Annotated in this window: 21 protein-coding genes, 1 pseudogene and 1 riboswitch; of the genes and pseudogenes, 12 read left to right on the forward strand and 10 right to left on the reverse strand. The window is 68.8% G+C overall.

Annotated elements, in window-relative coordinates:
- Positions 1-53 precede the first annotated feature (53 nt).
- Positions 54-1,169, reverse strand: coding sequence for a winged helix DNA-binding domain-containing protein (locus tag ACFOSH_RS15825; RefSeq protein WP_378239635.1), 1,116 nt, complete (start codon positions 1,167-1,169; stop codon positions 54-56).
- 80 nt (positions 1,170-1,249) lie between these two features.
- Here ACFOSH_RS15825 and ACFOSH_RS15830 point away from each other — a divergent pair, with 80 nt between their 5' ends.
- Positions 1,250-2,278 carry an AraC family transcriptional regulator gene (locus ACFOSH_RS15830; protein ID WP_378239636.1) on the forward strand — a complete coding sequence of 343 codons (1,029 nt, stop codon included), beginning with the start codon at positions 1,250-1,252 and terminating at the stop codon, positions 2,276-2,278.
- On the opposite strand, the gene ACFOSH_RS15835 is transcribed toward ACFOSH_RS15830, so the two are convergent.
- From ACFOSH_RS15835 to ACFOSH_RS15845, 3 genes are read right to left on the reverse strand one after another with little or no spacing between them, the layout of a single operon-like run.
- Positions 2,205-2,870 carry a TetR/AcrR family transcriptional regulator gene (locus ACFOSH_RS15835; protein ID WP_378239637.1) on the reverse strand — a complete coding sequence of 222 codons (666 nt, stop codon included), beginning with the start codon at positions 2,868-2,870 and terminating at the stop codon, positions 2,205-2,207. The two genes, ACFOSH_RS15830 and ACFOSH_RS15835, sit on opposite strands and share 74 nt — an antisense overlap.
- Complete coding sequence (locus ACFOSH_RS15840; RefSeq protein WP_378239638.1) at positions 2,867-4,198, reverse strand: helix-turn-helix domain-containing protein; 1,332 nt, start codon at positions 4,196-4,198, stop codon at positions 2,867-2,869. The genes ACFOSH_RS15835 and ACFOSH_RS15840 overlap by 4 nt, the downstream gene beginning before the upstream one ends.
- Before the next feature lie 22 nt (positions 4,199-4,220).
- On the reverse strand, positions 4,221-4,718 hold the full coding sequence (locus ACFOSH_RS15845; protein ID WP_378239639.1) for an NUDIX domain-containing protein: 498 nt from the start codon (positions 4,716-4,718) through the stop codon (positions 4,221-4,223).
- A 178-nt stretch (positions 4,719-4,896) separates the two neighbouring features.
- Here ACFOSH_RS15845 and ACFOSH_RS15850 point away from each other — a divergent pair, with 178 nt between their 5' ends.
- The 3 genes from ACFOSH_RS15850 to ACFOSH_RS15860 all read left to right on the forward strand — a co-directional run bounded on the left by ACFOSH_RS15850 (position 4,897) and on the right by ACFOSH_RS15860 (position 6,667).
- Positions 4,897-5,373 carry a glycine-rich domain-containing protein gene (locus ACFOSH_RS15850; RefSeq protein WP_378239640.1) on the forward strand — a complete coding sequence of 159 codons (477 nt, stop codon included), beginning with the start codon at positions 4,897-4,899 and terminating at the stop codon, positions 5,371-5,373.
- A gap of 6 nt (positions 5,374-5,379) precedes the next feature.
- On the forward strand, positions 5,380-6,276 hold the full coding sequence (locus ACFOSH_RS15855; RefSeq protein WP_378239642.1) for a phosphotransferase family protein: 897 nt from the start codon (positions 5,380-5,382) through the stop codon (positions 6,274-6,276).
- Positions 6,277-6,388: 112 nt separating this feature from the next.
- Complete coding sequence (locus ACFOSH_RS15860; RefSeq protein ID WP_378239643.1) at positions 6,389-6,667, forward strand: hypothetical protein; 279 nt, start codon at positions 6,389-6,391, stop codon at positions 6,665-6,667.
- 135 nt (positions 6,668-6,802) lie between these two features.
- On the opposite strand, the gene ACFOSH_RS15865 is transcribed toward ACFOSH_RS15860, so the two are convergent.
- Genes ACFOSH_RS15865 through ACFOSH_RS15875 form a run of 3 tightly spaced genes read right to left on the reverse strand, consistent with a single transcriptional unit; the run spans position 6,803 to position 9,101 of the window.
- Positions 6,803-7,396: a TetR/AcrR family transcriptional regulator gene (locus tag ACFOSH_RS15865; RefSeq protein WP_378239644.1), complete on the reverse strand. Its 594-nt coding sequence runs from the start codon at positions 7,394-7,396 to the stop codon at positions 6,803-6,805.
- Positions 7,393-8,682 carry a phenylacetate--CoA ligase PaaK gene (gene paaK, locus ACFOSH_RS15870; protein ID WP_378239645.1) on the reverse strand — a complete coding sequence of 430 codons (1,290 nt, stop codon included), beginning with the start codon at positions 8,680-8,682 and terminating at the stop codon, positions 7,393-7,395. Before paaK ends, ACFOSH_RS15865 begins: the two co-directional genes overlap by 4 nt.
- Complete coding sequence (locus tag ACFOSH_RS15875) at positions 8,679-9,101, reverse strand: hotdog fold thioesterase (RefSeq protein WP_378239666.1); 423 nt, start codon at positions 9,099-9,101, stop codon at positions 8,679-8,681. The genes paaK and ACFOSH_RS15875 overlap by 4 nt, the downstream gene beginning before the upstream one ends.
- A gap of 218 nt (positions 9,102-9,319) precedes the next feature.
- On the opposite strand from ACFOSH_RS15875, the gene paaZ reads away from it, so the two are divergent.
- The 6 genes from paaZ to paaE are packed head-to-tail and all read left to right on the forward strand — an operon-like array spanning position 9,320 to position 14,994.
- A complete protein-coding gene (paaZ, locus tag ACFOSH_RS15880) occupies positions 9,320-11,359 on the forward strand; it encodes a phenylacetic acid degradation bifunctional protein PaaZ (protein WP_378239646.1) in 2,040 nt (679 codons plus the stop codon).
- Positions 11,356-12,300, forward strand: a complete 945-nt coding sequence (paaA, locus tag ACFOSH_RS15885; protein ID WP_378239647.1) for a 1,2-phenylacetyl-CoA epoxidase subunit PaaA — start codon at positions 11,356-11,358, stop codon at positions 12,298-12,300. Before paaZ ends, paaA begins: the two co-directional genes overlap by 4 nt.
- Entirely contained in the window at positions 12,297-12,581 is a 285-nt protein-coding gene (gene paaB / locus ACFOSH_RS15890) for a 1,2-phenylacetyl-CoA epoxidase subunit PaaB (protein WP_005168080.1), read from the forward strand. The genes paaA and paaB overlap by 4 nt, the downstream gene beginning before the upstream one ends.
- A gap of 1 nt (position 12,582) precedes the next feature.
- Positions 12,583-13,440, forward strand: coding sequence for a 1,2-phenylacetyl-CoA epoxidase subunit PaaC (paaC, locus tag ACFOSH_RS15895; protein WP_378239648.1), 858 nt, complete (start codon positions 12,583-12,585; stop codon positions 13,438-13,440).
- Entirely contained in the window at positions 13,434-13,922 is a 489-nt protein-coding gene (paaD, locus tag ACFOSH_RS15900; RefSeq protein ID WP_378239649.1) for a 1,2-phenylacetyl-CoA epoxidase subunit PaaD, read from the forward strand. The genes paaC and paaD overlap by 7 nt, the downstream gene beginning before the upstream one ends.
- Before the next feature lies 1 nt (position 13,923).
- Entirely contained in the window at positions 13,924-14,994 is a 1,071-nt protein-coding gene (gene paaE, locus ACFOSH_RS15905; RefSeq protein WP_378239650.1) for a 1,2-phenylacetyl-CoA epoxidase subunit PaaE, read from the forward strand.
- Here paaE and ACFOSH_RS15910 read toward each other — a convergent pair.
- Positions 14,991-16,556 carry an ATP-binding cassette domain-containing protein gene (locus ACFOSH_RS15910; RefSeq protein WP_378239652.1) on the reverse strand — a complete coding sequence of 522 codons (1,566 nt, stop codon included), beginning with the start codon at positions 16,554-16,556 and terminating at the stop codon, positions 14,991-14,993. The genes paaE and ACFOSH_RS15910 overlap by 4 nt on opposite strands.
- A 119-nt stretch (positions 16,557-16,675) precedes the next feature.
- Here ACFOSH_RS15910 and ACFOSH_RS15915 point away from each other — a divergent pair, with 119 nt between their 5' ends.
- Positions 16,676-17,764: a dihydrofolate reductase family protein gene (locus ACFOSH_RS15915; protein WP_378239653.1), complete on the forward strand. Its 1,089-nt coding sequence runs from the start codon at positions 16,676-16,678 to the stop codon at positions 17,762-17,764.
- A 201-nt stretch (positions 17,765-17,965) separates the two neighbouring features.
- Here ACFOSH_RS15915 and cobN read toward each other — a convergent pair whose 3' ends face one another.
- Positions 17,966-21,547: a cobaltochelatase subunit CobN gene (cobN, locus tag ACFOSH_RS15920; RefSeq protein ID WP_378239654.1), complete on the reverse strand. Its 3,582-nt coding sequence runs from the start codon at positions 21,545-21,547 to the stop codon at positions 17,966-17,968.
- Between the two features lie 53 nt (positions 21,548-21,600).
- Positions 21,601-21,676, reverse strand: a riboswitch (cobalamin riboswitch).
- Between the two features lie 141 nt (positions 21,677-21,817).
- Here cobN and ACFOSH_RS15925 point away from each other — a divergent pair.
- Positions 21,818-22,225 (forward strand): hypothetical protein, encoded by a 408-nt coding sequence (locus tag ACFOSH_RS15925; protein WP_378239655.1) that lies wholly within the window; start codon positions 21,818-21,820, stop codon positions 22,223-22,225.
- Between the two features lie 63 nt (positions 22,226-22,288).
- On the opposite strand, the pseudogene ACFOSH_RS15930 reads toward ACFOSH_RS15925, so the two are convergent.
- Positions 22,289-22,441, reverse strand: a pseudogene (locus tag ACFOSH_RS15930) (HNH endonuclease); the annotation flags it as partial.

A 22,441-nucleotide genomic window follows, 5' to 3' on the forward strand; every position in this document is an offset into this window, starting at 1 on the left:
GCCGATCGAAGCTACGCAGCCCTCACCCCGCTAGGAAGTACACGACCGGCCACTCAATCGAGATTTCCGGCCACGAGCTCCACCGAGTGGCTCTCCGCGTTGGGGTGCGCCCAGGTCAGGAGGCGGTGGGCGGAGCTCTCCAGCGCGTCGAGATCGCGTCTCGGGACGCGTTCGAACGGCGTGATCACCACCGAAGCGGCCTTCTTCACCACCTTGATCTCCCAGAAGCCCTTCACGGACCCGTCGACCAGGATGGTGCCCTTGACCAGGCCGTTCTGCGTGATGACGACCTTGCGGTACTCGTCGCTGATCACCCGGGTCCGGTCGGCGTAGGACAGGACGGTCTGATCGAACGGACCCAGCAGCCGCGCCGGCGCGGGCGTGTCCGGATCGGGGTGAGAGGCTTCGGGCAGGTCGAAGAGCTCGCGGCCGTTCTCGTCACGGAACGTCCGCAGTTCCGGCCGCAGCCGCTCGGCGACTTCGCCGAGCTTCGTGATCCCGGCCCACGCCTGCGCGTCCTGCACGCTGGCCGGCCCGAAAGCGGCCAGATAGCGCCGGAACATCGCTTCGGGGGACGGCGACTCGTCCGGTTCGGCGCCGAGCCAGTCGCCGGTGGTCTGATACGTCGGCTGCCCCGACTTGCCCCAGACGCCGCGCGGCGGGATCTGCACCAGCGGCAGCAGCGCCCGCGCGACATGCACCAGCGACGACGGCGCCGTGCCCTCCCAGTGCTTCGCGAGTTCCGCGCCGAGTCCGGCCGACGAAAGCGGCCGCTCGCCGAGCAGTTTGCGGGCGGTGCGGGCGATCTCCTGGTGGTCGAGGCCCTTGAGGTCGGGGCCGAACTGGGTGTTGCCGACCACCGAGCGGTCGTAGAGCGACTGCACGATCGGCCGCCAGGCCAGCGCGTCCGAAGGCGTCACCAGGTGCACCGTGCCGCGCATGAGCGCGATTCGCACGACACTCTTGTCCACCAGCAGGGCTGCCAGGTCTTCCTGGCGGAAGCCGTGCAGCCGCGTCCAGAGCGCGAAGTACGGCGGGTTCGGCGCCTGCGCCTGCAACCCGGCGAGCTGCTCGACCGCTTCGAGCGCGGTCATCTTCGAACGCCGGAGCAGCAGTTGCCGGTCCAGCATGGCGCGGTTCAGCGCGCGCCTGCTCAACGTGTCGGACATGCCGCTCACCCTAAAGGGGATCAAGGACAGTTACGGTCCTCAATGCGCCGATCGTTGCGGGGGGATCCATAATCCCGGCCATGGAACTACCGCCGCCGGTGATCCGGGACTGGGACTACCCGCGCGGCACGGCGAGCATCGTCCTCATGGCCCGCTTCGCCGCCGAGAACGGCATCGCGGGACTGGAGTCCTACGAACACGCCCCTGTCGACGGCCAGGTCGACGCGCGCCAGGAGCTCGCGGTGGTCCGGAGCCTGGTCCGCGGCCTCGGCGGCGGGGACGACGTCGCGCTGCGGTTGAGCAGGCGGTACCGCGTCAGCGCGTTCGGCATCTTCGGCTTCGCGTGCATCAGCAGCCCGACGCTGGGGGACGCGATGCGCTTCGCTCTGCGGTATCTGGATCTGAGCTTCACCTTCTGCATCCCGCACGTGACCGTCGAGGCCGGGCGGCTCGCGCTGGCCATGGACGACAGCCGCGTGCCGGACGACGTCGCCCGCTTCCTGCTACTGCGCGACCTCGGTGCCATCCACACCGTCATGCGTGACATCCTGCCGGAAATATCCCTGCGCTCCCTGGCTTTCCGGCACGACAGACCCTCCACTGTGGACGAATACGTGCGGACCTTCGGGCTGGCGCCGTCGTTCTCCGCGCCGTCGCACCTCGCCACCCTGGACCCGCTCTTCCTCGACAAACCGCTGCCGCAGGCCAACGATCAGACGGTCGCGGTCTGCGCCGCGCAATGCGATCTGCTGGTCTCACGGAAACGCGAGCGGTCCGGGATCGCCCAGCAGGTCCGGGAACGGCTGGTGCGGCTCGGCGGGGTCGACGCGGGAATGGAGGAGGTCGCGCGGCGGCTCGCGCTCAGCCCGCGCACGCTGCGACGGCGGCTGTTCGAAGCCGGGACCGGCTACCGCGCACTGCTGGACGAAGTCCGCCAAGCGCTGGCGGAGGAGATGCTCGACACCGGCGCGCTCAGCGTGGAGGACGTCGCGCTGCGGCTGGGTTACGCCGAGGCGTCGAGTTTCATCTACGCCTTCAAGCGCTGGAAGGGGATGACGCCGGCGGCCTATGCCCGGCGGAACGCGTTGCGAGCACGGCCGGGTAGGTGACGCGCAGCAGGTGCAGGATCGAATCGGTGAGGAAGACCCGCAGCTCGTCCCGGCCGAGCGTGCCGCGGACCAGCCACTCGCGTGACGCGGCGCGCAGCATCCCGCCGTATGAACGGATCATCGCGCGGAGCTCTTCGCGACCTTCGGTGACGTCGCTCATCAACGCGGCCGCGAGCACCCTGTCGGCGGCGATCTCGTCCCCCTCCAGCATGATCCGCTCGATGTCCGGATCACGGCCGACGGCCTCCGGGCCGATCGCCGTCAGCCACGCCTGCTCGTTGCGCTCGACGACCTCGATCCAGTGCCGGACGCTGATGGCGAGCCGCTCCTCGGCGGTGGTGTCGGGCAGGTTCTCGATCACCGGCGCCGGGACGATCATCATCTGCCGGACGACTTCCAGGTACAGCTCGCGCTTGCCGCCGAAGTAGTGGTTGATCAGCGGCCGCGCCACCCCGGCGGCCTTCGCGATGTCCGAGGTCGAAACCGAGGCGTACGTGCCCGCGCCGAACAGCCGCCGGGCCGCCGCCAGGATCTCGGCGCGCCGGGCGGCCGGTTCGAGGCGGCGCCGCCGGGCTTCCGGATCGGTGCTCATGGGCCGAGCGTAACTGTTTCAGTCGCCCCGTTCGCCGTTACTCGGACGTCACCCGCGATCAGCCGGACGGCTCGCGTGTCGTCCAACCAATAACGCTCGCCGTTCGCCCGGTCACGCTTTCCGTGAACGCCGTAATGCGCTGCGAGTGCGGCGAAACGGCGGCCGCGTCTCCGGGTGGCTTTGTCCACCAAGTCGCGCATGACAGCGGCTCCGAGCGGCTGGCGCTGAACCCAGTCGGGGGCGAGGTTCCGGGCTTCGTCCAAGAGGTTCAGAGCGAGCTGGTCGCGCCGGAGCCTGGCCGCCGCGTGGGCCAGGTGTATCCGATGGCCTGCTTCCCAGAACGGCGGGACGGGGCCTCTCGGTTCAGGGATCTTCTCGGCGTGCCGAAGCGCGGTCTCCGGATCCCCGAGCCGGACGGCGTGCTCCACGACCTGCAGCGCGGCCACGCGAGGCCCGAAGATGGCGGATTCGGTCGCGTTGTCTCGTCCAGCTCGTTGGGCGGCGGCTTGAGCGACGGCGAGGAGATCGTCCGCTCGTTCACCGTTGCCCTCCCGCAACGCGGCGTTGGCCGCGTTGAAAAGCAGATTGCCGAATACGCCTGCCCGGACTACATCCCGGTCGAGCATCCTGGGTTCGATGCGTTCTGCGGCTTTGACCGCGACGCGTTCGGCGTCCGCGGTACGGCCCTGTTTGATCAAGGTCCAGACGAGATAACGCACCGAAATCGCGGTGCTGATCTCCGGATCGTCGGATCTGCGCGCGGCGGTCAGGGCACGCTCTGCAGCTGTCCAGGCGAGATCGTCCAGGTCGAGCCGTCCGGCGATCCCGGCCCCGAGGCGGTAAGCCGTGGACAGCACTTGCTGAGCGGCGGCGTTCGCGTCTCCGCTGGTCGTGTGGACGAGTCGGCGAGCGTCGGTGAGCAGGATCGGCAGGGCGTGGAGCAGGTGGTTGTGGCGTCCGTCCACATACGCCCTCCAAGCCGTGTGGCCGGCCTTGGCCAGACTGGGCCAGTCACTGACGTCTTCGGTATCAGCGAGGTCTTCGAGGCCGGGAACTTCACCACTTGAGGTGATCGCTCGCCGCAGCCGGGCGACGTCGGCTTCACGAACGGTGTGGGTGATGAGTGTCAGCCCCAACAATGCGGCGGGTGTGACCGCGAGCGCCTGGGCGAGTTTCGCGATCGTGGCGGGCCGCGCGGTTTGCCGTTGCCCACGCTCGATGCGACTCACGGTGTCGACTCCGACGTCCGCCGCCGCAGCCAACTCCTCTTGGGACAGATTCCGTGCCTTACGGAAGCGTGCCAGGTTCTCGGCCAGTGAGCCGGACATCCGTTCCCCCCTCCGAAGTGGACTAGCTCCGGACGGTCGCCGCCGGGCGACCTGCCTCGCAGAACACGGTCCCTCCGGTGTCCGCTGCGCGCAATGCGGTGCCGATCCGGGCGTGAAGAGTGGGCTTCACCAGTCGCTCGGCCTCGTCCAAGGTGTACAGCCCGACAGACTGGATCTCCGGATCGGTTGATCGGATGCCTCGGACCTCGTCTTCGGTGATGAGGCCGCCGTCGAACACGAACGCCAAACCTTCCGGCATCACTCCCTGAGTTCGGATGTGGTCGATGACCAGCAACGTGCCGAGGGGACGGGAGATGCCCAGCTCTTCGTGCAGCTCGCGGGTCGCCGTCGTCCACGGAGCTTCTTCCGCTTCGACAGCGCCGCCGGGAATCTCCCATTCAGGTTTGTACGTGGTCTCCACCAGCAGCACCCGCGACCTGTCGTCCCGGAGCAGCACACCCGCGGCGGCGCGTTTCCGGTTGAGAGAGGCCGCGTATTCGCTGAAAGGAAGAAGGTCCACGGTTTCGAAGGCTACCGCCTTCACCGCTTCGCCCGTTCTCTGCTTCAAAGGCAGGGAACAGGCGAAGCAATGGACGAAATCCTTTCCTTGGAGCTGTGTTTTAGCTGGTCAAGACCGGCGACGCTACAACGGCGGCCGTGATCGACGGCCCTCCGCTTCGATCGACCAGAGGAGAACCGTGACCGCTGTCCTGATCCCGTCAACCACCGGACGACCCCTGTTGTCCGGTGCTTTGTTCGAGCGACTCGCCGGCCGGATCATCGTCGAGGAGAAGCTGGACCGCGACCTGGCTGAACGTATCGTCGACCAGACACTGGCGTTCCTGGCCGCGTGTGCCCGCAACACCGGCGCTCGTCTCGCTCCCAGCGACCTGGTGGACATCGGCTGGCACACTTTCATCCTCCACACGCGTGACTACGCAGAGTTCTGTGATCGGATCGCAGGCCGGTTCCTCCATCACGTGCCTGCCACGGACGGCGACCCTGACGCGTCAGGAGAGGCGGCCCACGCCACGCTGATGCGGACGGTGACCGCGATCGAGCAGGCCGGATACGCTGTCGACCCCGCACTGTGGCCCGCAGCGAAGGGCAACTGCAACGTGAACTGTTCGCAGTGCAAGAACGGTTGCTCGGACGATCCACCGCCCGCTAGCTGAGGACAGATGCTCCACACCTGGAATGACCTTCCTCGCACCGTGTGCGCCGCGATCGAAGTCGAGACCGGACCGGTAAACCGAGTCGAAGTGCCGGCGGCCGGGCGTAACTCCGACTTCGCCGCGACCCTGCACACGCAGCGTGGAACGGTGTTCTGCAAAGGCATCGTCGATGCCGGAGGCACGCGGGGATCGATGCATCGCCGTGAAGCGGACGTCGCCTCGTATCTGCCTCCGGCGGTGGTGCCGAGCCTGCTGTGGCGAGTCGAAACCGATGGCTGGCTCATGCTCGGGTATCACCACATCGCTGGCCATCATGCCGATCTTTCGCCCGGATCGAAGGACCTGCCACTGGTGGCCGACGCCGTATCCACCCTGGCCCGTGAACTCGCCGACTCAGCCGCTCCGGGTGTCCCGGCGCTGTCCGAGAAGATGGCATGGATGGCGGGCTGGCGGAGGTTGCGTCATCAGCCACCCGCCGAACTGGATCAGTGGAGCCGGGAACGCCTCGACGTTCTTGTGGAGCTGGAGGCCGAAGGCATCGAGTCGGTGGCAGGGACCAGCCTGATCCATACCGACCTGCACCAGCTCAACATCCTGGTCGGCGACGATCGTGCCTGGGTGATCGACTGGGCTTGGTCGCGAACTGGCGCGGCCTGGATCGACGCAGCACATCTGGTGGTCCGCCTCATCGGGCAGGGTCACTCCCCGGAAGCCGCGGAGCAGTGGGCGGGCACGACTTCCGCCTGGCACAGTGCGTCACCCGAGGCGCTGACAGCTTTTTCCGCGGCGCTGCTCGGAATGTGGACCTACCTGCAGCACACCGACCCGCTGCCGATGCGTGCCGGACTTGCCGCGGCGGCGCGGCGGTGGACCGAGTACCGCTTGGTTCTGGGCCGAGCGTAACTGTTTCAGTCCGCCGCCCGCCGTTACTCATTCGGAACGACCCGCAGGTAACCCCTGGGGCCTTCAAGGCGACGTTCGGGGCGGGGGGACCGGGTGTCATGGGTAGGGACGAATGGCCAGTGCTGAACGCGATCCGGTTCGCCGCGTCGGGCGGTGGGTCAGTGTCCGATTGCAGCATCGTGACGTCCGGATGCAAGGTGACATCGCGGACGAAAGCGTCTCCTACGCGGGAATAGTGATCACCAGTTTCGAGAACGGGACCGAGGTCGGCGAACGCTGGATCCCGCTCGGGGTCGATCCGTCGGAGGCGGACGACGAACAGCTCATCCAGCAGCTGCGCGACGCGCTGATCTGGCAGGCGCGGCGACCGCCCCAGGCCGCGGGGGAGTGACTGAAGGCGGAACACGCGTGATTGGAGGGGTAACTCGCGTGATTGGAGGCGTAACAGCTCCAGACACGTGAGTTACCCCTCCAATCACGCGAGATCTCCCTCCAAGCACGCGTGATTCGGCTGGGGTCCCGAGTGTTACTGCGTTCGCAGGCCCTCGAAGGCGATCTTGCACACCGCGTCCGCCAGTTCCGTGCCCGCCGAGCCCCGGCGCGGCCGGTACCACTCGATCAGCGAGTTCACCATGCCGTACAGCAGCCGCGCGGTGACCGCGGGATCGATGTCGGGCCGCACGTCGCCCTCGGTTTCGGCCCGTTTCACCAGGTCCGTGACCAGCCGGTCGAATTCGCGCCGCCGCGCCAGCGCCGCCCGCTCGATCTTGGTGTTGCCGCGCACCCGCAGCAGCAGCGTCACGAACGGCAGCTGCTCGACCAGCACGAGGACACTGCCCCGCACCAGATGTTCCAACTTCTCGATCGCCCTGCCCTCGAAGGATTCCGTCTCGGCGGCGACGGCGAACAGGCCGTTCAGCGCGCGGTCGACGGCGAGCCGCAGCAGCTCCTCCTTGCTCGGCACGTGGTGGTAGATCGCGGACTTCGTGATCCCGAGTTTCCGGGAGAGGTCCTCCATGCTGGTGCCGTCGTAGCCGCGTTCGTTGAACAGTTTGACCGCGACCTGCAGCAGCGACTCGAGGTCGTAGCCGGGGCGCCCCCGGCGGGCGGGGGCGGTCAACCGCGGTCCCGTTCGTCGAGTACGCGGCGCATCTTGCCCAGCGACCGTTCCAGCGTGTCCGGGTCGACGACCTCGACGCCGACGCTCACCCCGACCCCGTCCTTGACCCCGGCGATCAGCCGGGCGGCGGCCTCGGCGCGCTGGCCGTCGCTCGCGTCCGGACGCGCCTCGACGCGGACGGTCAGGTGGTCCATCCGGCCCTTCGTGGACCGGATCAGCTGGAAATGCGGCGCGAGCGCGGGGGTCACCAGCACGACTTCCTCGATCTGCGTGGGGAAGACGTTGACGCCACGCAGGATGATCATGTCATCGCTGCGCCCGGTCACCTTCTCCATCCGCCGGTACGCCGGCCGCGCGGTGCCCGGCAGCAGCCGGGTGAGGTCGCGCGTGCGGTACCGGATGATCGGCAGCGCCTGCTTGGTGAGCGAGGTGAACAGCAGCTCGCCCTCGGCGTCGGTGGGCTTTTCGGTGAACGGGTCGATCACCTCGGGGAAGAAGTGGTCCTCCCAGATGTGCAGCCCGTCCTTGGTCTCGACGCATTCCTGCGCGACACCGGGGCCCATCACCTCGGACAGGCCGTAGATGTCGACGGCGTCGATGCCGACGCGCTCCTCGATCTCCGTGCGCATCTGCTCGGTCCACGGCTCCGCGCCGAAGATGCCGACCTTGAGCGAACTCGACTGCGGGTCGACGCCCTGCCGCTCGAACTCGTCGAGCAGCGTCAGCATGTACGACGGCGTGACCATGATGATCTCGGGTTTGAAGTCGGTGATGATCTGCGCCTGGCGTGCGGTCATGCCGCCGGACGCCGGGATCACCGTGCAGCCCAGCTTCTCGGCGCCGTAGTGCGCGCCGAGGCCGCCGGTGAACAGTCCGTACCCGTAGGCCACGTGGACCTTTTCGCCCGGTCGCCCGCCCGCCGCGCGGATCGAGCGCGCCATCACCGTCGCCCAGGTGTCGATGTCTTCGGCGGTGTACCCGACGACGGTCGGCTTCCCGGTGGTCCCGCTGGACGCGTGGATGCGGCTGACCTGCGATTCCGGCACGGCGAACATGCCGAACGGGTAGTTGTCCCGCAGATCCTGTTTGGTGGTGAAGGGGAACTTCGCCAGGTCTTCCAGCGCCTTGCAGTCGTCCGGGTGGACGCCCGCCTCGTCGAACTTCCGGGTGTAGAACGGCACGTTGTCGTAGGCGTGCCGCAGCGTCCACCGGAGGCGTTTCAGTTGCAGCGCCTGGAGTTCGTCGATGGTCAGGTTCTCGGCGTCGTCGCTGAAAGTCATCGTCATGCCTTCTGGATGGTGCGGCTGCGGCCGCGGAATTCGGCGACGACCTCCGGGCCGTCGGGGGTCTCCCGGTGCACGGTGACGTCGTAGATGCCGTTGCGGCCGTAGCGGGTCCGCTCGGTGGCGGTGGCGATGAGGTGATCGCCGAGCTTTCCGGCGGCGACGAACGAGATTTCCGCGCCGGATGCGACGGTGACCGGGCCGTGCCGCCCCGAGGTACTTTCTTCCGCCGAGGGCGTATGAACAGAGTTGCAGGCGCAGGCGAAAGTCGTGTCGGCCAGCAGGAAGACGTAGCCGCCGTGGGCGATGTCGTGCCCGTTGACCATCGTCTCGGTGATCCGCATGCTGGCGACGGCGTGCCCTTCGGCGGCCTCGATCAGCTCGATGCCCAGCGCGTTGGACGCCTGGTCGTCGGCGAACATCGTGTGCGCGGCGTTAGTCAACCCAAACCACCTAGTTACTGACCGAATGGACGGTTGTTAAAGGGTGCCGCCAGTAAAGGCGTGTTTTCGGGCAGATGTCAAGGGTCCACCGCCATCAGGGGGTTTGCAAGTGCCGGGTCAGGAGCTACAGTCAATTACTGAACGGACGGTCTGTTAATCACTGAATGTATCCAGTCACCACTGAAGGGTCGGCCCTCATGGCATTGCTGCGCAGCTACGTCTCCGGCGGGTGGCACACGGCGGAAGACGGTGATGCTGTCGGAGTACCGCTGCACGACGCCTCGACGGGCGAGGAGGTCGCCCGGGTCTCTTCCGAGGGCATCGACTTCGCCGCCGCGCTGGAGTACGGCCGTCGCACCGGCGGCCCCGCCCTGCGTGAGCTGACCTTCCACCAGCGCGCCGCGCTGCTGAAGGCCCTGGCCTCCCACCTGCGCGAACACCGCGAAGAGCTGTACGCGCTCTCGGCCAGGACGGGAGCCACCAAGGGCGACTCGATGGTCGACATCGATGGCGGCATCGGCGTCCTGTTCGCCTACTCCAGCAAGGGCAAGCGCGAACTGCCGAACGACACCGTCTACGTCGACGGCAACGTCGAGCCGCTGAGCAAGGGCGGCACCTTCGTCGCCCAGCACATCGCCGTCCCGCTGCGCGGCGTCGCCGTCCAGATCAACGCCTTCAACTTCCCCGTCTGGGGCCCGCTGGAGAAGTTCGCGCCCGCGTTCCTCGCCGGGGTGCCGAGCCTGATCAAACCTGCCAGCCAGACCTCGTACCTGACCGCGCGGCTGGTCGAGATCATCATCGAATCCGGCATCCTGCCCGAGGGCACGCTGCAGTTCGTCGCGGGCAGCGTCGGCGACCTGCTCGACCACGTCACCGCGCAGGACCTCGTCTCGTTCACCGGCTCCGCCTCGACGGCGCAGAAGCTGCGCGCGCACCCCGCGATCGTGCGCAACTCCGTCCGGTTCAACGCCGAGGCCGACTCGCTGAACTGCTCGATCCTCGGCCCGGACGCCCAACCCGGCACCACCGAGTTCGACCTCTTCGTCAAGCAGCTGACCACCGAGATGACGGTCAAGGCCGGCCAGAAGTGCACCGCCATCCGCCGCGCCTTCGTGCCCGCCGACCTGCTGGACGCCGTCGCCGAGGCCGCGAGCGCGCGGTTGGCGAAGACCACCGTCGGCAACCCGACCGCCGAGGGTGTGCGGATGGGTGCCCTGGCCAGCCTGGAGCAGCGTGAGGAGGTCCGGCGGTCGCTCAAGGCGCTGCTGGACGTCGGAACGGTCGTCTTCGGCGACCCGGAGCAGGTCGAGGTCGTCGGCGCGGACGCCGAACGTGGCGCGTTCCTCTCGCCGGTGCTGCTGAAGGCAGACCCGGAGCGTTCCGAGCCGCACGAGATCGAGGCGTTCGGCCCGGTCTCGACGCTGCTGCCCTACACCTCGACCGAGCAGGTCATCGAGCTCGCCGCACGCGGCGGTGGCAGCCTCGTCGGTTCGATCGTTTCCGCCGACCAGGGGTTCGTGCGTGAGGTCGTCCTCGGGGTCGCGCCGTACCACGGCCGTCTGCTGGTGCTGGACGCCGAAGACGCCAAGGAGTCGACGGGCCACGGCTCGCCGATGCCGCAACTGGTGCACGGTGGTCCCGGCCGCGCCGGTGGCGGCGAGGAGATGGGCGGCGTCCGCGGCGTGCTGCACCACATGCAGCGCACGGCCGTCCAGGGCTCGCCCGCCGTCCTGAGCACGGTCACCGGCCGCTGGGTCACCGGCGCCCCGCGCACCGAAGGTGACGTCCACCCGTTCCGGAAGTCGTTGGCGGAGCTGAAGATCGGCGACTCCGTCGTCGCCGGGCCGCGTGAGGTCCTGCAGTCCGACGTCGACCACTTCGCCGAGTTCACCGGCGACACCTTCTACGCTCACACCGATCCCGAAGCCGCGGCGGCGAACCCGCTGTTCGGCGGGATCGTGGCGCACGGCTACCTCGTGGTCTCGTTCGCCGCGGGCCTGTTCGTCTCGCCGGAACCCGGCCCGGTGCTGGCCAACTACGGCCTGGAGAATCTGCGGTTCCTCACCCCGGTCAAGGTCGGTGACAGCCTCACGGTCACCTTGACCGCCAAGCAGATCACCCCGCGCATCGACCAGGAGTACGGCGAAGTCCGCTGGGACGCCGACGTCACCAACGCCGACGGCGACTCGGTCGCCAAGTACGACGTGCTGACCCTGGTGGCGAAGGAGCAGTCATGACCGCGACACTGCCGGAAGAAGACCTCGAACAGCACTTCGAGGCGACCATCGAGCGCGACCAGCGCATCGAGCCGCGCGACTGGGTGCCCGAGGGCTATCGCAAGACGATGATCCGCCAGATCGCGCAGCACGCGCATTCGGAGATCATCGGCATGCAGCCCGAGGGCAACTGGATCACCCGCGCGCCTTCCTTGCGGCGCAAGGCGATCCTGCTCGCGAAGGTGCAGGACGAGGCCGGGCACGGGCTGTACCTGTACTCGGCGGCCGCCACCCTCGGCGCCGACCGCGCGGACCTGACCGACAAGCTGATCAACGGCAAGCAGAAGTACTCGTCGATCTTCAACTACCCGACACTGACCTTCGCCGACGTCGGCGTGGTCGGCTGGCTGGTCGACGGCGCGGCGATCTGCAACCAGGTCCCGCTGTGCCGCAGCTCGTACGGGCCGTACGCCCGCGCCATGATCCGCATCTGCAAGGAGGAGTCCTTCCACCAGCGGCAGGGCTTCGAACTGCTGATGACGATGATGCGCGGCACCGAAAAGCAGCGCGAAATGGTGCAGGAGGCGGTGAACCGCTGGTGGTGGCCGTCGCTGATGATGTTCGGCCCGCCGGACGCCGATTCGCCGAACACCGCGCAGTCGATGGCGTGGAAGGTCAAGCGCCACACCAATGACGAGCTGCGCCAACGCTTTGTCGACATGTCCATTCCGCAGGCCGAGGCGCTGGGCGTCACCTTCCCGGACCCGGACCTGAAGTGGAACGCCGAACGCGGGCACTACGACTTCGGCGCCGTCGACTGGGACGAGTTCAAGAACGTGTTGAAGGGCAACGGCCCCTGCAACGCCCAGCGCGTCGCGCACCGGCGGCGGGCCCAGGAAGACGGCGCGTGGGTGCGGGAAGCCGCGTCCGCCCACGCCGCGAAGAAGGGTTCCTCGGCATGAAACACGACTGGCCGTTGTACGAGGTGTTCGTCCGGGGCAAGCGCGGCCTGAACCACGTGCACGTGGGTTCGCTGCACGCGGCGGACGACGACATGGCGTTGCACCACGCGCGGGATCTCTACACCCGCCGCAACGAAGGCGTGTCGATCTGGGTCGTGCGCGCGTCGGACATCACCGCTTCCTCGCCGGACGAGAAGGACCCGTTCTTCGCGCCCAGCGGCGACAAGGTGTACCGGCACCCGACGTTCTACGACATCCCCGACAACGTTCCCCACATCTGACATGAGCTTCGACAACGCCTACGAGGCGATCACCGAGGAAAACGACTCCCGCTGGGCCTTCGGCACCGGATTCGAGGATCCGCTGTCCGGTGTGGACACGACGGTTCCGTCCGGTGTGGACGGTGCGCGGCTGGCGGCCTACTGCCTGATGCTCGGCGACGACGCGCTGATCTTTTCGCACCGGCTGCAGGAGTGGTGCACGAACGCGCCCGAGCTCGAGGACGAGGTCGCGATCGCCAACATCGCGCTCGACCTGCTCGGCCAGGCCCGGCTGCTGCTGGCCCGCGCGGGCAAGGCCGACGGCAGCGGGCGCACCGAGGACTCGTACGCCTTCTTCCGGAGCGAGCAGGAGTACCGCAACGTCCGGCTCGCCGAGCTCGAAGGCGGGCACTTCGGGCACCTGATCGCGCGGCTGCTGGTGTTCTCGATCTGGCGGCTGGAGCTCTTGCAGCGCTTGCGGACCAGCGTCGACCCGGTGCTGGCGGCCATCGCGGACAAGGGTGTCAAAGAAGTCGCCTACCACCGCGACTACGCCGCCCAATGGGCCGTGCGCCTCGGCGACGGCACCGAACTGTCCCACGAGCGTATGCAGGAAGGCCTGGACGCGGTCTGGCCGTACGTGGGCGAACTTTTCGCGGCGCACGAGGTCGAGTTCGTCGAGTCGCCGTCCCTGCGGCCGGAGTTCGACGCGATCCTCGACCAGGTGCTGGCCGTCGCGAAGCTGACGCGTCCCGAAATCGGCGCCATCGCCGGGGTTTCCGGCCGGATGGGCCGCGACGGCGTGCACACCGAGCGGATGGGCTTCCTGCTGGCGGAACTGCAGAGTGTCGCCAGGGAACACCCGGACGCGACATGGTGACCGCGTACGCCGTGGCGGCCACGGTCACGGACCCGGAGCTGCCGATGCTCACCCTCGCCGACCTCGGCGTGCTGCGTGAGGTGTCCGAATCCGACGGTCGCGTGGTCGTGGCGATCACGCCGACCTACACCGGCTGCCCGGCGATGGACACCATGCGCGACGACCTCGTGCACGCGCTCACCGGCGCGGGCTACGGCGACGTCGAGGTCCGCACCGTGCTTCAGCCGGCGTGGTCCACCGACTGGATCACCGAAGACGGCAAACGGAAACTGGCCGAGGCCGGGATCGCGCCGCCGGGGGCCGCGCCGCGGCGGACCGGCCCGATCCCGCTCACGCTGAGCCCGGCGGTGTCTTCGGTCCGCTGCCCGCATTGTGGTTCGGCGGATACCGAGGAGCAGTCGCGGTTCAGCGCGACGGCGTGCAAAGCCCTGCGTCGCTGCCGGTTCTGTCTCGAACCGTTCGAACACGTCAAGGAGATCTAGCGTGACCGCAACCCTGCGCCGCACGGGTTTCCACACCCTGAAGGTGGCCGACGTCCAGCGTCTGTGCGACGACGCCGTCGCGGTGACTTTCGACGTGCCCGAAGACCTCGCCGACACCTTCCGCTTCAAGGCAGGTCAGTCGCTGACCCTGCGCCGCGAGGTCGAGGGCCGCGACGAACGACGCTCGTACTCGATCTGCGCGCCCGCCGGTGCGGCGCCGCGGGTCGGCGTCCGGGAGGTGCCGGGCGGGCTGTTCTCGTCCTGGCTCGTGCGCGACGTGAAGCCCGGCGACGAGATCGAAGTCGCGCCGCCCACCGGCAACTTCAGCCCCGATCTGGAAGCCGCCGGGCACCACGTGCTGATCGCGGCCGGGTCCGGGATCACGCCGGTGCTGTCGATCGCGTCCTCGCTGCTCAGCGACTCCGACGCGACGGTGACCGTGCTGTACGGCAACCGTCGCACGGACACCGTCATGTTCGCCGACGACCTCGCGGACCTGAAGGACCGTCACCCCGCGCGGCTCGAACTCGTCCACGTGCTCTCCCGCGAGCCGCGCGAGGCCGAACTGTTCACCGGACGGCTCGACGTGGAGAAGCTGCGGCGCCTGTGCACCGTGCTGATCCCGGTCGAGGACGTCGCGCACTGGTGGCTGTGCGGGCCGTTCGAGATGGTGACCGGCGCGCAGGAACTCCTTCTTTCCCTGGACGTCGCCGACGAGAAGATCCACCAGGAACTGTTCTATGTGGACACTCCGCCGGAGCCGGTGCGCCATGTCGATCCGGCCGTCGTGGGTTCGTCCAGCGAGGTCACGCTGGTCCTCGACGGCCGGTCGACGACGATGACGCTGCCGCGCGGCTCCTCGGTGCTCGACGGCGCGCAGAAGTACCGCCCGGACCTGCCGTTCGCCTGCAAGGGCGGGGTGTGCGGCACCTGCCGGGCGAAGATCTGCGACGGCAAGGTGGACATGCGGCGCAACTTCGCCTTGGAGAAGGCCGAGGTCGACGCCGGTTTCGTGCTCACCTGCCAGTCGGTGCCGGTGTCCGACGCGGTGACGGTGGACTTCGACGCCTAGATCTCCCACCACCTGGTGATGCCGATGTCCTTCAGGAACGGCCGGTCGTGGCTCGCCACGATCAGCGCGCCCCGGTAGGCCAGCAACGCCTCGGTGAGCCGCCGCACGCTCGCCAGGTCGAGGTTGTTCGTCGGCTCGTCGAGCAGCAGCAGTCGCGGCGTGGGTTCGGTCAGCAGCAGCGTCGCCAGCGCCGCCCGGAACCGTTCCCCGCCGGACAGCGACGCCACTTCCCGGTCCGCCGTCGTTCCCCGGAACAGGAACCGCGCCAGCCTCGTGCGGATCTCGTTGTCCGTGAGCGACGGCGCGACCAGGCGCACGTTGTCCACAATGGACAGCGCGTCGTCGAGGATGTCGAGCCGCTGGGGGAGCAGCCTGGCGGGCACGAACAGCCCTACTTCGCCGGACTTCGGCGGGAGTTCGCCGGTGATCGTGCGGAGCAGGGTGGTCTTCCCCGAACCGTTCGGGCCGACGAGCGCGATCCGCTCGGGGCCCATGACGTGCAGGTTCACCGCTGGGCCGAACCGGGGCACGGCGTCGATCCGAAGCACGTCCGTTCCCCGCGGGACCGTGGTTTCCGGCAGTTCGACGCGGATCTCGGCGTCCTCGCGCACCAGTTCCTCGGCGGCCTTGAGCGCTTCGACAGCGTCCTCCAGCCTGTCGGTGTGCAGGTTCCGGTGCTTGCCCGCGGCGATCTGCGCGTCCTCCTGGCGTTTGCGCATCCGCACCTTGGGTTCCCGCTTCTGGTCCCACATCTTCTGGCCGTAGCGGGCCCGCCGGGCGAGTTTGATCCCGGCTTCGATCAGCTCCCGCTTCTGGCGCTTGACGTCGGATTCCGCCGCGCGCAGATGCCGCCGAGCGGCCTCCTGGGCGACCTCGACGGCGTGTTCGTAGTCCGCTAGATTCCCGCCGTACAGGGTGACCTCGCGGTCGCGGACCTCGGCGATCCGGTCGACCAGCTGAAGCAGCTCGCGATCGTGCGAGACCACCACGAGGAGCCCGCCCCAGCCCGCCACTTCGCGGTGCACGAGTTCGCGTGCCCGCAGGTCGAGGTTGTTCGTCGGCTCGTCGAGCAGCAGCGCGGCGGGACGGCGCAGGAGCAGGGCGGCCAGCCCGAGCAGCGTGAGTTCGCCGCCGGACAGCTCACCCGCCCGCTGGTCCAGGCGGACAGCGCCCAGGCCGAGGCGGTCGAGGATCGCGCGCGTGCGTTCCTCGACGTCCCAGTTGTCGCCGATGGTGGTGAAGTGCTTTTCGGCGGCAGCGCCGCTCTCGACAGCCCTGATCGCCGCGCGGATCGCGGTGACGCCCAGGACGTCGTCGACCCGGCGGCCGGTGTCGAGGACGAGGTTCTGGGGCAGGTAGCCGAGTTCACCCGGTGCGGTGACCGAGCCGGACTCCGGGCGCAGGCCGCCGGCGAGCAGCCTGAGCAGCGTGGACTTCCCGGATCCGTTGGTGCCGACCAGGCCGGTGCGACCGGCACCGATGGTGAGCGAAAGGCGCTCGAACACCGGTACGCCGTCGGGCCAGGTGAAGGTGACGTCGGAAAACGTCAAGGAAGAAGACATGAGACTCCCTGCGAAGGAGGTGGAATGCGGGCGCAGGTTCGTCTCACAAGATCATCGGGCCAGGGTAGCCCGCGCGCGTCCGCGATGCGACTGAATTTCGCGAGGGCATACTGGCGGGCGTGATCGAACGACCCCACGTCCTGTTGTCCGCCGCGGTCTCGCTGGACGGATACCTCGACGACGCGACCGACACCCGGCTGGTGCTGTCCAACGACGAAGACTGGGCCCGGGTGGACGGCCTGCGCGCCGCGTCGGACGCGATCCTCGTCGGCGCCAGCACGGTGCGCGCGGACAACCCGCGGTTGCTGGTCCGCTCGCCGGAGCGGGTCGCCGGACGGGTCGCGGCGGGCCGTCCGGAACAGCCGGTCAAGGTCACGCTCACTCGGAGCGGCTCGCTCGATCCCGCCGCGCAGTTCTTCACAGCCGGGGACGCGGAGAAGCTGGTCTACGCCCCGCCCGGCGTCGTCACGGGCGCGAAGGCGACCGTCGTCGAGCTGGTGGATCTGCGCGCGATGCTGGCCGACCTCCACTCACGGGGCGTGCGGCGGCTGATGGTCGAGGGCGGGGGCGCGATCCACACTCAGTTCCTCACCGAAGGGCTCGTCGATGAGCTGCACCTGGCCATCGCGCCGTTCTTCGTCGGTGACCCGCGCGCGCCGCGCTTCACCGGTCCGGGCGCTTTCCCGCGTGGACTCACGCTCGTCGAAAGCACGCGGCTGGGCGACATCGCCGTGCTTGAGTACCACGCGACGCCGGAACCGTCCGAAGTGGACATTCTGCGACTGCGTGAAGCCATCGCACTGGCCGAGAACTGCCCGCCGCGGACCTTCCGCGTCGGCGCTGTCATCACCGGCGCCGACGGCGAAGTGATCTCCACCGGCTACTCGGGCGACGGCGATCCGGCCAACCACGCCGAAGAAGCCGCTCTCGCCAAGCTCGAACCCGGAGACCCGAGACTGGCGGAAGCGACGATGTACACGTCGCTGGAGCCGTGTAGCTCGCGGACGTCACATCCGCGAAGCTGCACCCAGCTCATCCTCGACGCCGGCATCCCGCGCGTCGTGTTCGCCTGGCGCGAGCCTTCGGTGTTCGTCGACTGCGTCGGCGCCGAGACACTGGAGGCGGCCGGACGCCGGGTGATCGAGGTAGGGGCCCTCGCCGCCGACGTCCGCCGCGCGAACACCCATATCGCGGGTGTCCGCCCCTGAGCTACTTACAGGCGTCGCAGCAGCCGCAGCCCTGACCGGTGCACGCCGAGCAGCAACCGTGGCGAAGCACGACCTTCAACAGACGCTTGATCATCGCTGTCCTCCCGATCGTTGTCATCCCACCGCCCTTGTCACGCTAAGTTCTGCGCATACGACAGTGGTACCGCCGGGAGTGCCATGAGGCGGCTCCAAGGGGTGACGTCAGGATTCGAGGTCCCCCTCCAGCGATAAGTAGACCTCGCGCAGCTGAGCCAAAAGGTCGGCGTCCGGCTCCGCCCAGAGCCCCCGATCGGCCGCCTCGTTCAGCCGCTCGATGATGCCGCGCAACGCCCACGGGTTGGCCTGGCGCAGGAACTCCTGGTTGACCTCGTCGAGCACGTAGGACTCGGTGAGCTTCTCGTACATCCAGTCGCCGACCACCCCGGCGGTGGCGTCGAAACCGAAGAGGTAGTCGACGGTCGCCGCCAGCTCGAAAGCGCCCTTGTAGCCGTGTTTGCGCATCGCCGCCAGCCAGCGCGGATTGACCACACGGGCCCGGAAGACACGGGCGGTCTCCTCGCCGAGGGTGCGGGTGCGGACCGCGTCCGGGGTGGTGCTGTCGCCGACGTAGGACGCCGGTGCGGTGCCGGTCAGCGCGCGGACCGTCGCGATCATCCCGCCGTGGTACTGGAAGTAGTCGTCGGAGTCGGCGATGTCGTGCTCGCGGGTGTCGGTGTTCTTGGCCGCGACCACGATCCGCTTGTACGAGTTCTCCATGTCCTCGCGCGCCGGCCTGCCGTCGAGCCCGCGGCCGTAGGCGAACCCGCCCCAGACCGCGTAGACCTCGGCGAGATCCTTGTCGTCACGCCAGTTCCCGGAATCCATCAACGGCAGCAGGCCCGCGCCGTACGCGCCGGGCTTGGAACCGAAGATCCTCGTGGTGGCACGGCGTTCGTCGCCGTGCGCGGCCAGATCCGCGCGGGTGTGGGCGCGCACGAAGTTCTGCTCGTCGGGTTCGTCCAGGTTCGCGACGAGGCGCACGGCGTCGTCCAGCAGCGTGATCACATGCGGGAAGGCGTCGCGGAAGAAACCGCTGATCCGCACGGTGACGTCGACACGCGGACGCCCGAGCTCGGCGAGGGAGATGGCCTCGATCCCGGTGACCCGCCGCGACGCCTCGTCCCAGACCGGCTGGACCCCCAGCAGCGCCAGGACTTCCGCGGCGTCGTCACCCGAGGTGCGCATGGCCGACGTGCCCCAGACCGAGAGGCCGACCGAACGCGGCCAGTCGCCGGTGTCCTCCTTGTAGCGGCGGAGAAGCGAGTCGGCGAGTGCCTGCCCGGTCTCCCACGCGAGGCGGCTCGGGATGGCCTTCGGGTCGACGGTGTAGAAGTTGCGGCCGGTCGGCAGCACGTTGATCAGGCCGCGCAGGGGAGAACCGCTGGGGCCCGCCGGGATGTAGCCGCCGTCGAGCGCGTGGAGCACGGCGTCGATCTCGGCGCCGGTGCCCGCCAGGCGCGGCACGATCTCGGTGGCGGCGAAGGTCAGCACGCGCGCGACCTCCTGGTGTTCCGGCACTTCGGCGACGACCTCGGCGACGGCGGCGGGCGACCAGTCGCGGGCTTCCATCGCCACGACGAGCGAGCGGGCCTTCTGTTCGATGGCGTCCACTTCGGACAGTGGCGCGTCGCTGTTCTCCTTGAGGCCCAACGCGGAACGCAGACCGGGGACGGCGCCCTGTTTGCCGCCCCACATCTGCTGGGCGCGCAGCATCGCGAGTACGAGGTTGACGCGCGCCTCGCCTTCCGGCGCGGCGCCGAGGATGTGCAGCCCGTCGCGGATCTGGGCGTCCTTGACCTCGCACAGCCAGCCGTCGATGTGCAGCAGGAAGTCGTCGAACTCCGCGTCGTGCGGACGTTCCTCGACACCGAGGTCGTGGTCCAGCTTCGCGGCCTGGATCAGCGTCCAGATCTGCGCGCGGACCGCGGGCAGCTTCGCCGGGTCCATCGCGGCGATGTTGGCGTGCTCGTCGAGCAGCTGTTCCAGGCGAGCCATGTCGCCGTAGCTCTCGGCGCGGGCCATCGGCGGGATCAGGTGGTCGACGATCGTGGCGTGCGCGCGCCGTTTCGCCTGCGCGCCCTCGCCGGGGTCGTTGATCAGGAACGGGTAGATCAGCGGCAGGTTGCCGAGGACGGCGTCCGGCGCGCAGGAGTCCGAGAGACCCGCGGTCTTGCCGGGAAGCCATTCCAGCGAACCGTGTTTGCCGAGGTGGACGACGGCGTGCGCGCCGAACTCCTCCTCCAGCCAGCGGTACGCGGCGAGGTAGTGATGGCTCGGCGGGAGATCCGGGTTGTGGTAGATCGCGACGGGGTTCTCGCCGAACCCGCGCGGCGGCTGGATCATCAGGATGACGTTGCCGGACTGCAGGGACGCGAGGACGATGTCTCCGTTGTCGACGTAAAGTTCGCCCGGCGCGGGGCCCCAGTGCTCCTCCATGCCCTCGCGGAGTTCCGCGGGCAGCTCGGCGAACCACTCGCGATACTTGTCGGCGGGGACGCGGATCGGGTTGCCGGAGAGCTGTTCCTCGGTGAGCCACTCCGGATCCTGGCCGCCCGCGGCGATGAGCGCGTGGATCAGGGCGTCGCCGTCCGGCTGGTCGGTGCCGGTGGGTTCGACGCCGGGGAACGGGTCCTCGCCGAGGTCGTAGCCCCGGTCGCGCATGCGGCGCAGCAGCTCGATCGCGGACGCGGGCGTGTCGAGGCCGACGGCGTTTCCGACGCGAGAGTGCTTCGTCGGGTACGCGGACAGCATCAGCGCGATGCGGCGCTCCGGCGGCGGCGTGTGCCGCAACCGGGCGTGGGCGAGCGCGATCTTGGCGACTCGCGAGGCGCGCTCGGCGTCCGGCACGTACTTGGGGAGGCCGTCGTCGTCGATCTCCTTGAACGAGAACGGGACGGTGATGAGGCGGCCGTCGAACTCCGGGACGGCCATCTGGTTGCCCGCGTCGAGCGGGGAGAGCCCGTCGTCGTTGGCGGACCAGGTCTCGCGGTCGCTGGTGAGACAGAGGGCCTGGAGGATCGGGATGTCGAGCGCGGCCATCTCGGAGACGTCCCACGCCTCGTCGTCCCCGCCGGCGCCGACCTCGGAAGGCCGGGTGCCCCCGGCGGCCAGCACGGTGACCAGGAGCGCGTCGGCCTTGCCCAGCTCGGCCATCATCTCCGGCTCGCGGGTGCGCAGGGAGGCGCAGTGGATCGGGAGCGCACGTCCCCCGGCGTCCTCGATCGCGTCGGAGAGGGAGTGGACGAACTCGGTGTTACCGGACAGGTGATGCGCGCGGTAGTAGAGGATCGCGATGACCGGACCCTCTTGGCGGGTGCTCTCCCGCTGGAGGACCCCCCACAGCGGCTGCACGGCGGGCGGCTCGAAACCGTCACCGGTGAGCAGGAGCGTGTCGCTCAGGAAGCGGTGCAGTTGGGTGAGGTTCACGGGGCCGCCCTGCGCGAGGTACGCGTGGGCCTCCGCCGCGGTGCCCGCCGGGACCGTGGACAGCTTCATGAGCTGCGCGTCCGGTGTCTGCTCACCGCCGAGGACCACCACGTGCGCGCCGCTCGCGCGGACCGTGTCGAGCCCCTCCTGCCAGCTGCGCTCGGACCCGAGGATCCGGACGACGACGATCTGGACGCCGTCGAGCAGGGCGGGCAGTTCGGCGAGGTCGAGCCGGGCGGGGTTGGCGAGCCGGTAGTCGACTTCGCTGGCCCGTGCGCTGAGCAGGTCGGTGTCCGATGTGGACAGAAGCAGGATCACGGCAGTCCTCACTCGGGGTGTCCGCGCCCCGGGTCGTGCGGTCGCGACGGCCGGAGTTCCTGGCTTCCCCTCGGTTTGCCTCTGAGGGTGACAGTGGCGGGACCGCCCCGGACTCTCACCGGGTTCCTCCCTCTGCCGTCGCGTGGGTTCCCGCTCACTCTCCGGTGCTGTTCGACGGGAGTCAAGGTGATGTGTCCGGCAGGTGGCGGGGGCAGGGGTTCGCGCTGGTCGGGGTGGTCGTGAGTGGCAAGTGGTGTCAGGCTTCCGGGTATGCGATCGGTATTCGTGTTCCCCCGCTTGGACCAGCTCGGCACCGTCGCCGTGCTTGATGCGCTTTCGCCAGGTCAGAACGCGCCCTGGCTGGTGGAGGACGTGCTGTACTGCTGGCTGGAGACCGAGGACGGCATTCTCTATCCGGGCTGGGAACAGGAAGCCGACAAGCGCCTGATCCCCGCGATCGGTCACCGTCCGGACTGGGCGATAGAGATCGAAGTGTCCGGTCGGGTCGACGGAACCGAGCAGCTGCGGCGGCTGGTCCTGACCCTTCTTGAGCATGGTGGTGCCGTGCTGGACGACTACAGCGACCACGCGTGGACTGCGGGCGAGATCCGGTCCCACGCGCGATATGAAGGCTTGACCTTTTTCGACTTCCGGGGTTCGTACAACCGGCTCATCTAGCCGCGGGCATGACGAGGGGCCCGTCGCCGGTGTGGCTGGCGGGCTCCTCGGGCATGCGGTGGTTCAGGCGCGTTGGAGGGTGTTGCGCCGGGATCTTCGGAGCGGGTCCAGATACTGGGGCGGGATGAACTCCGGTAGCCCGTCGGCTGCCATGCGGACTTGCCAGTCGCCGTGGTGGATCAGCCGGTGATGAAAACCGCAGAGCAGGGTCAGATT

The sequence above is a fragment of the Amycolatopsis speibonae genome (assembly GCF_042647925.1).
Taxonomy (GTDB): domain Bacteria; phylum Actinomycetota; class Actinomycetes; order Mycobacteriales; family Pseudonocardiaceae; genus Amycolatopsis; species Amycolatopsis speibonae.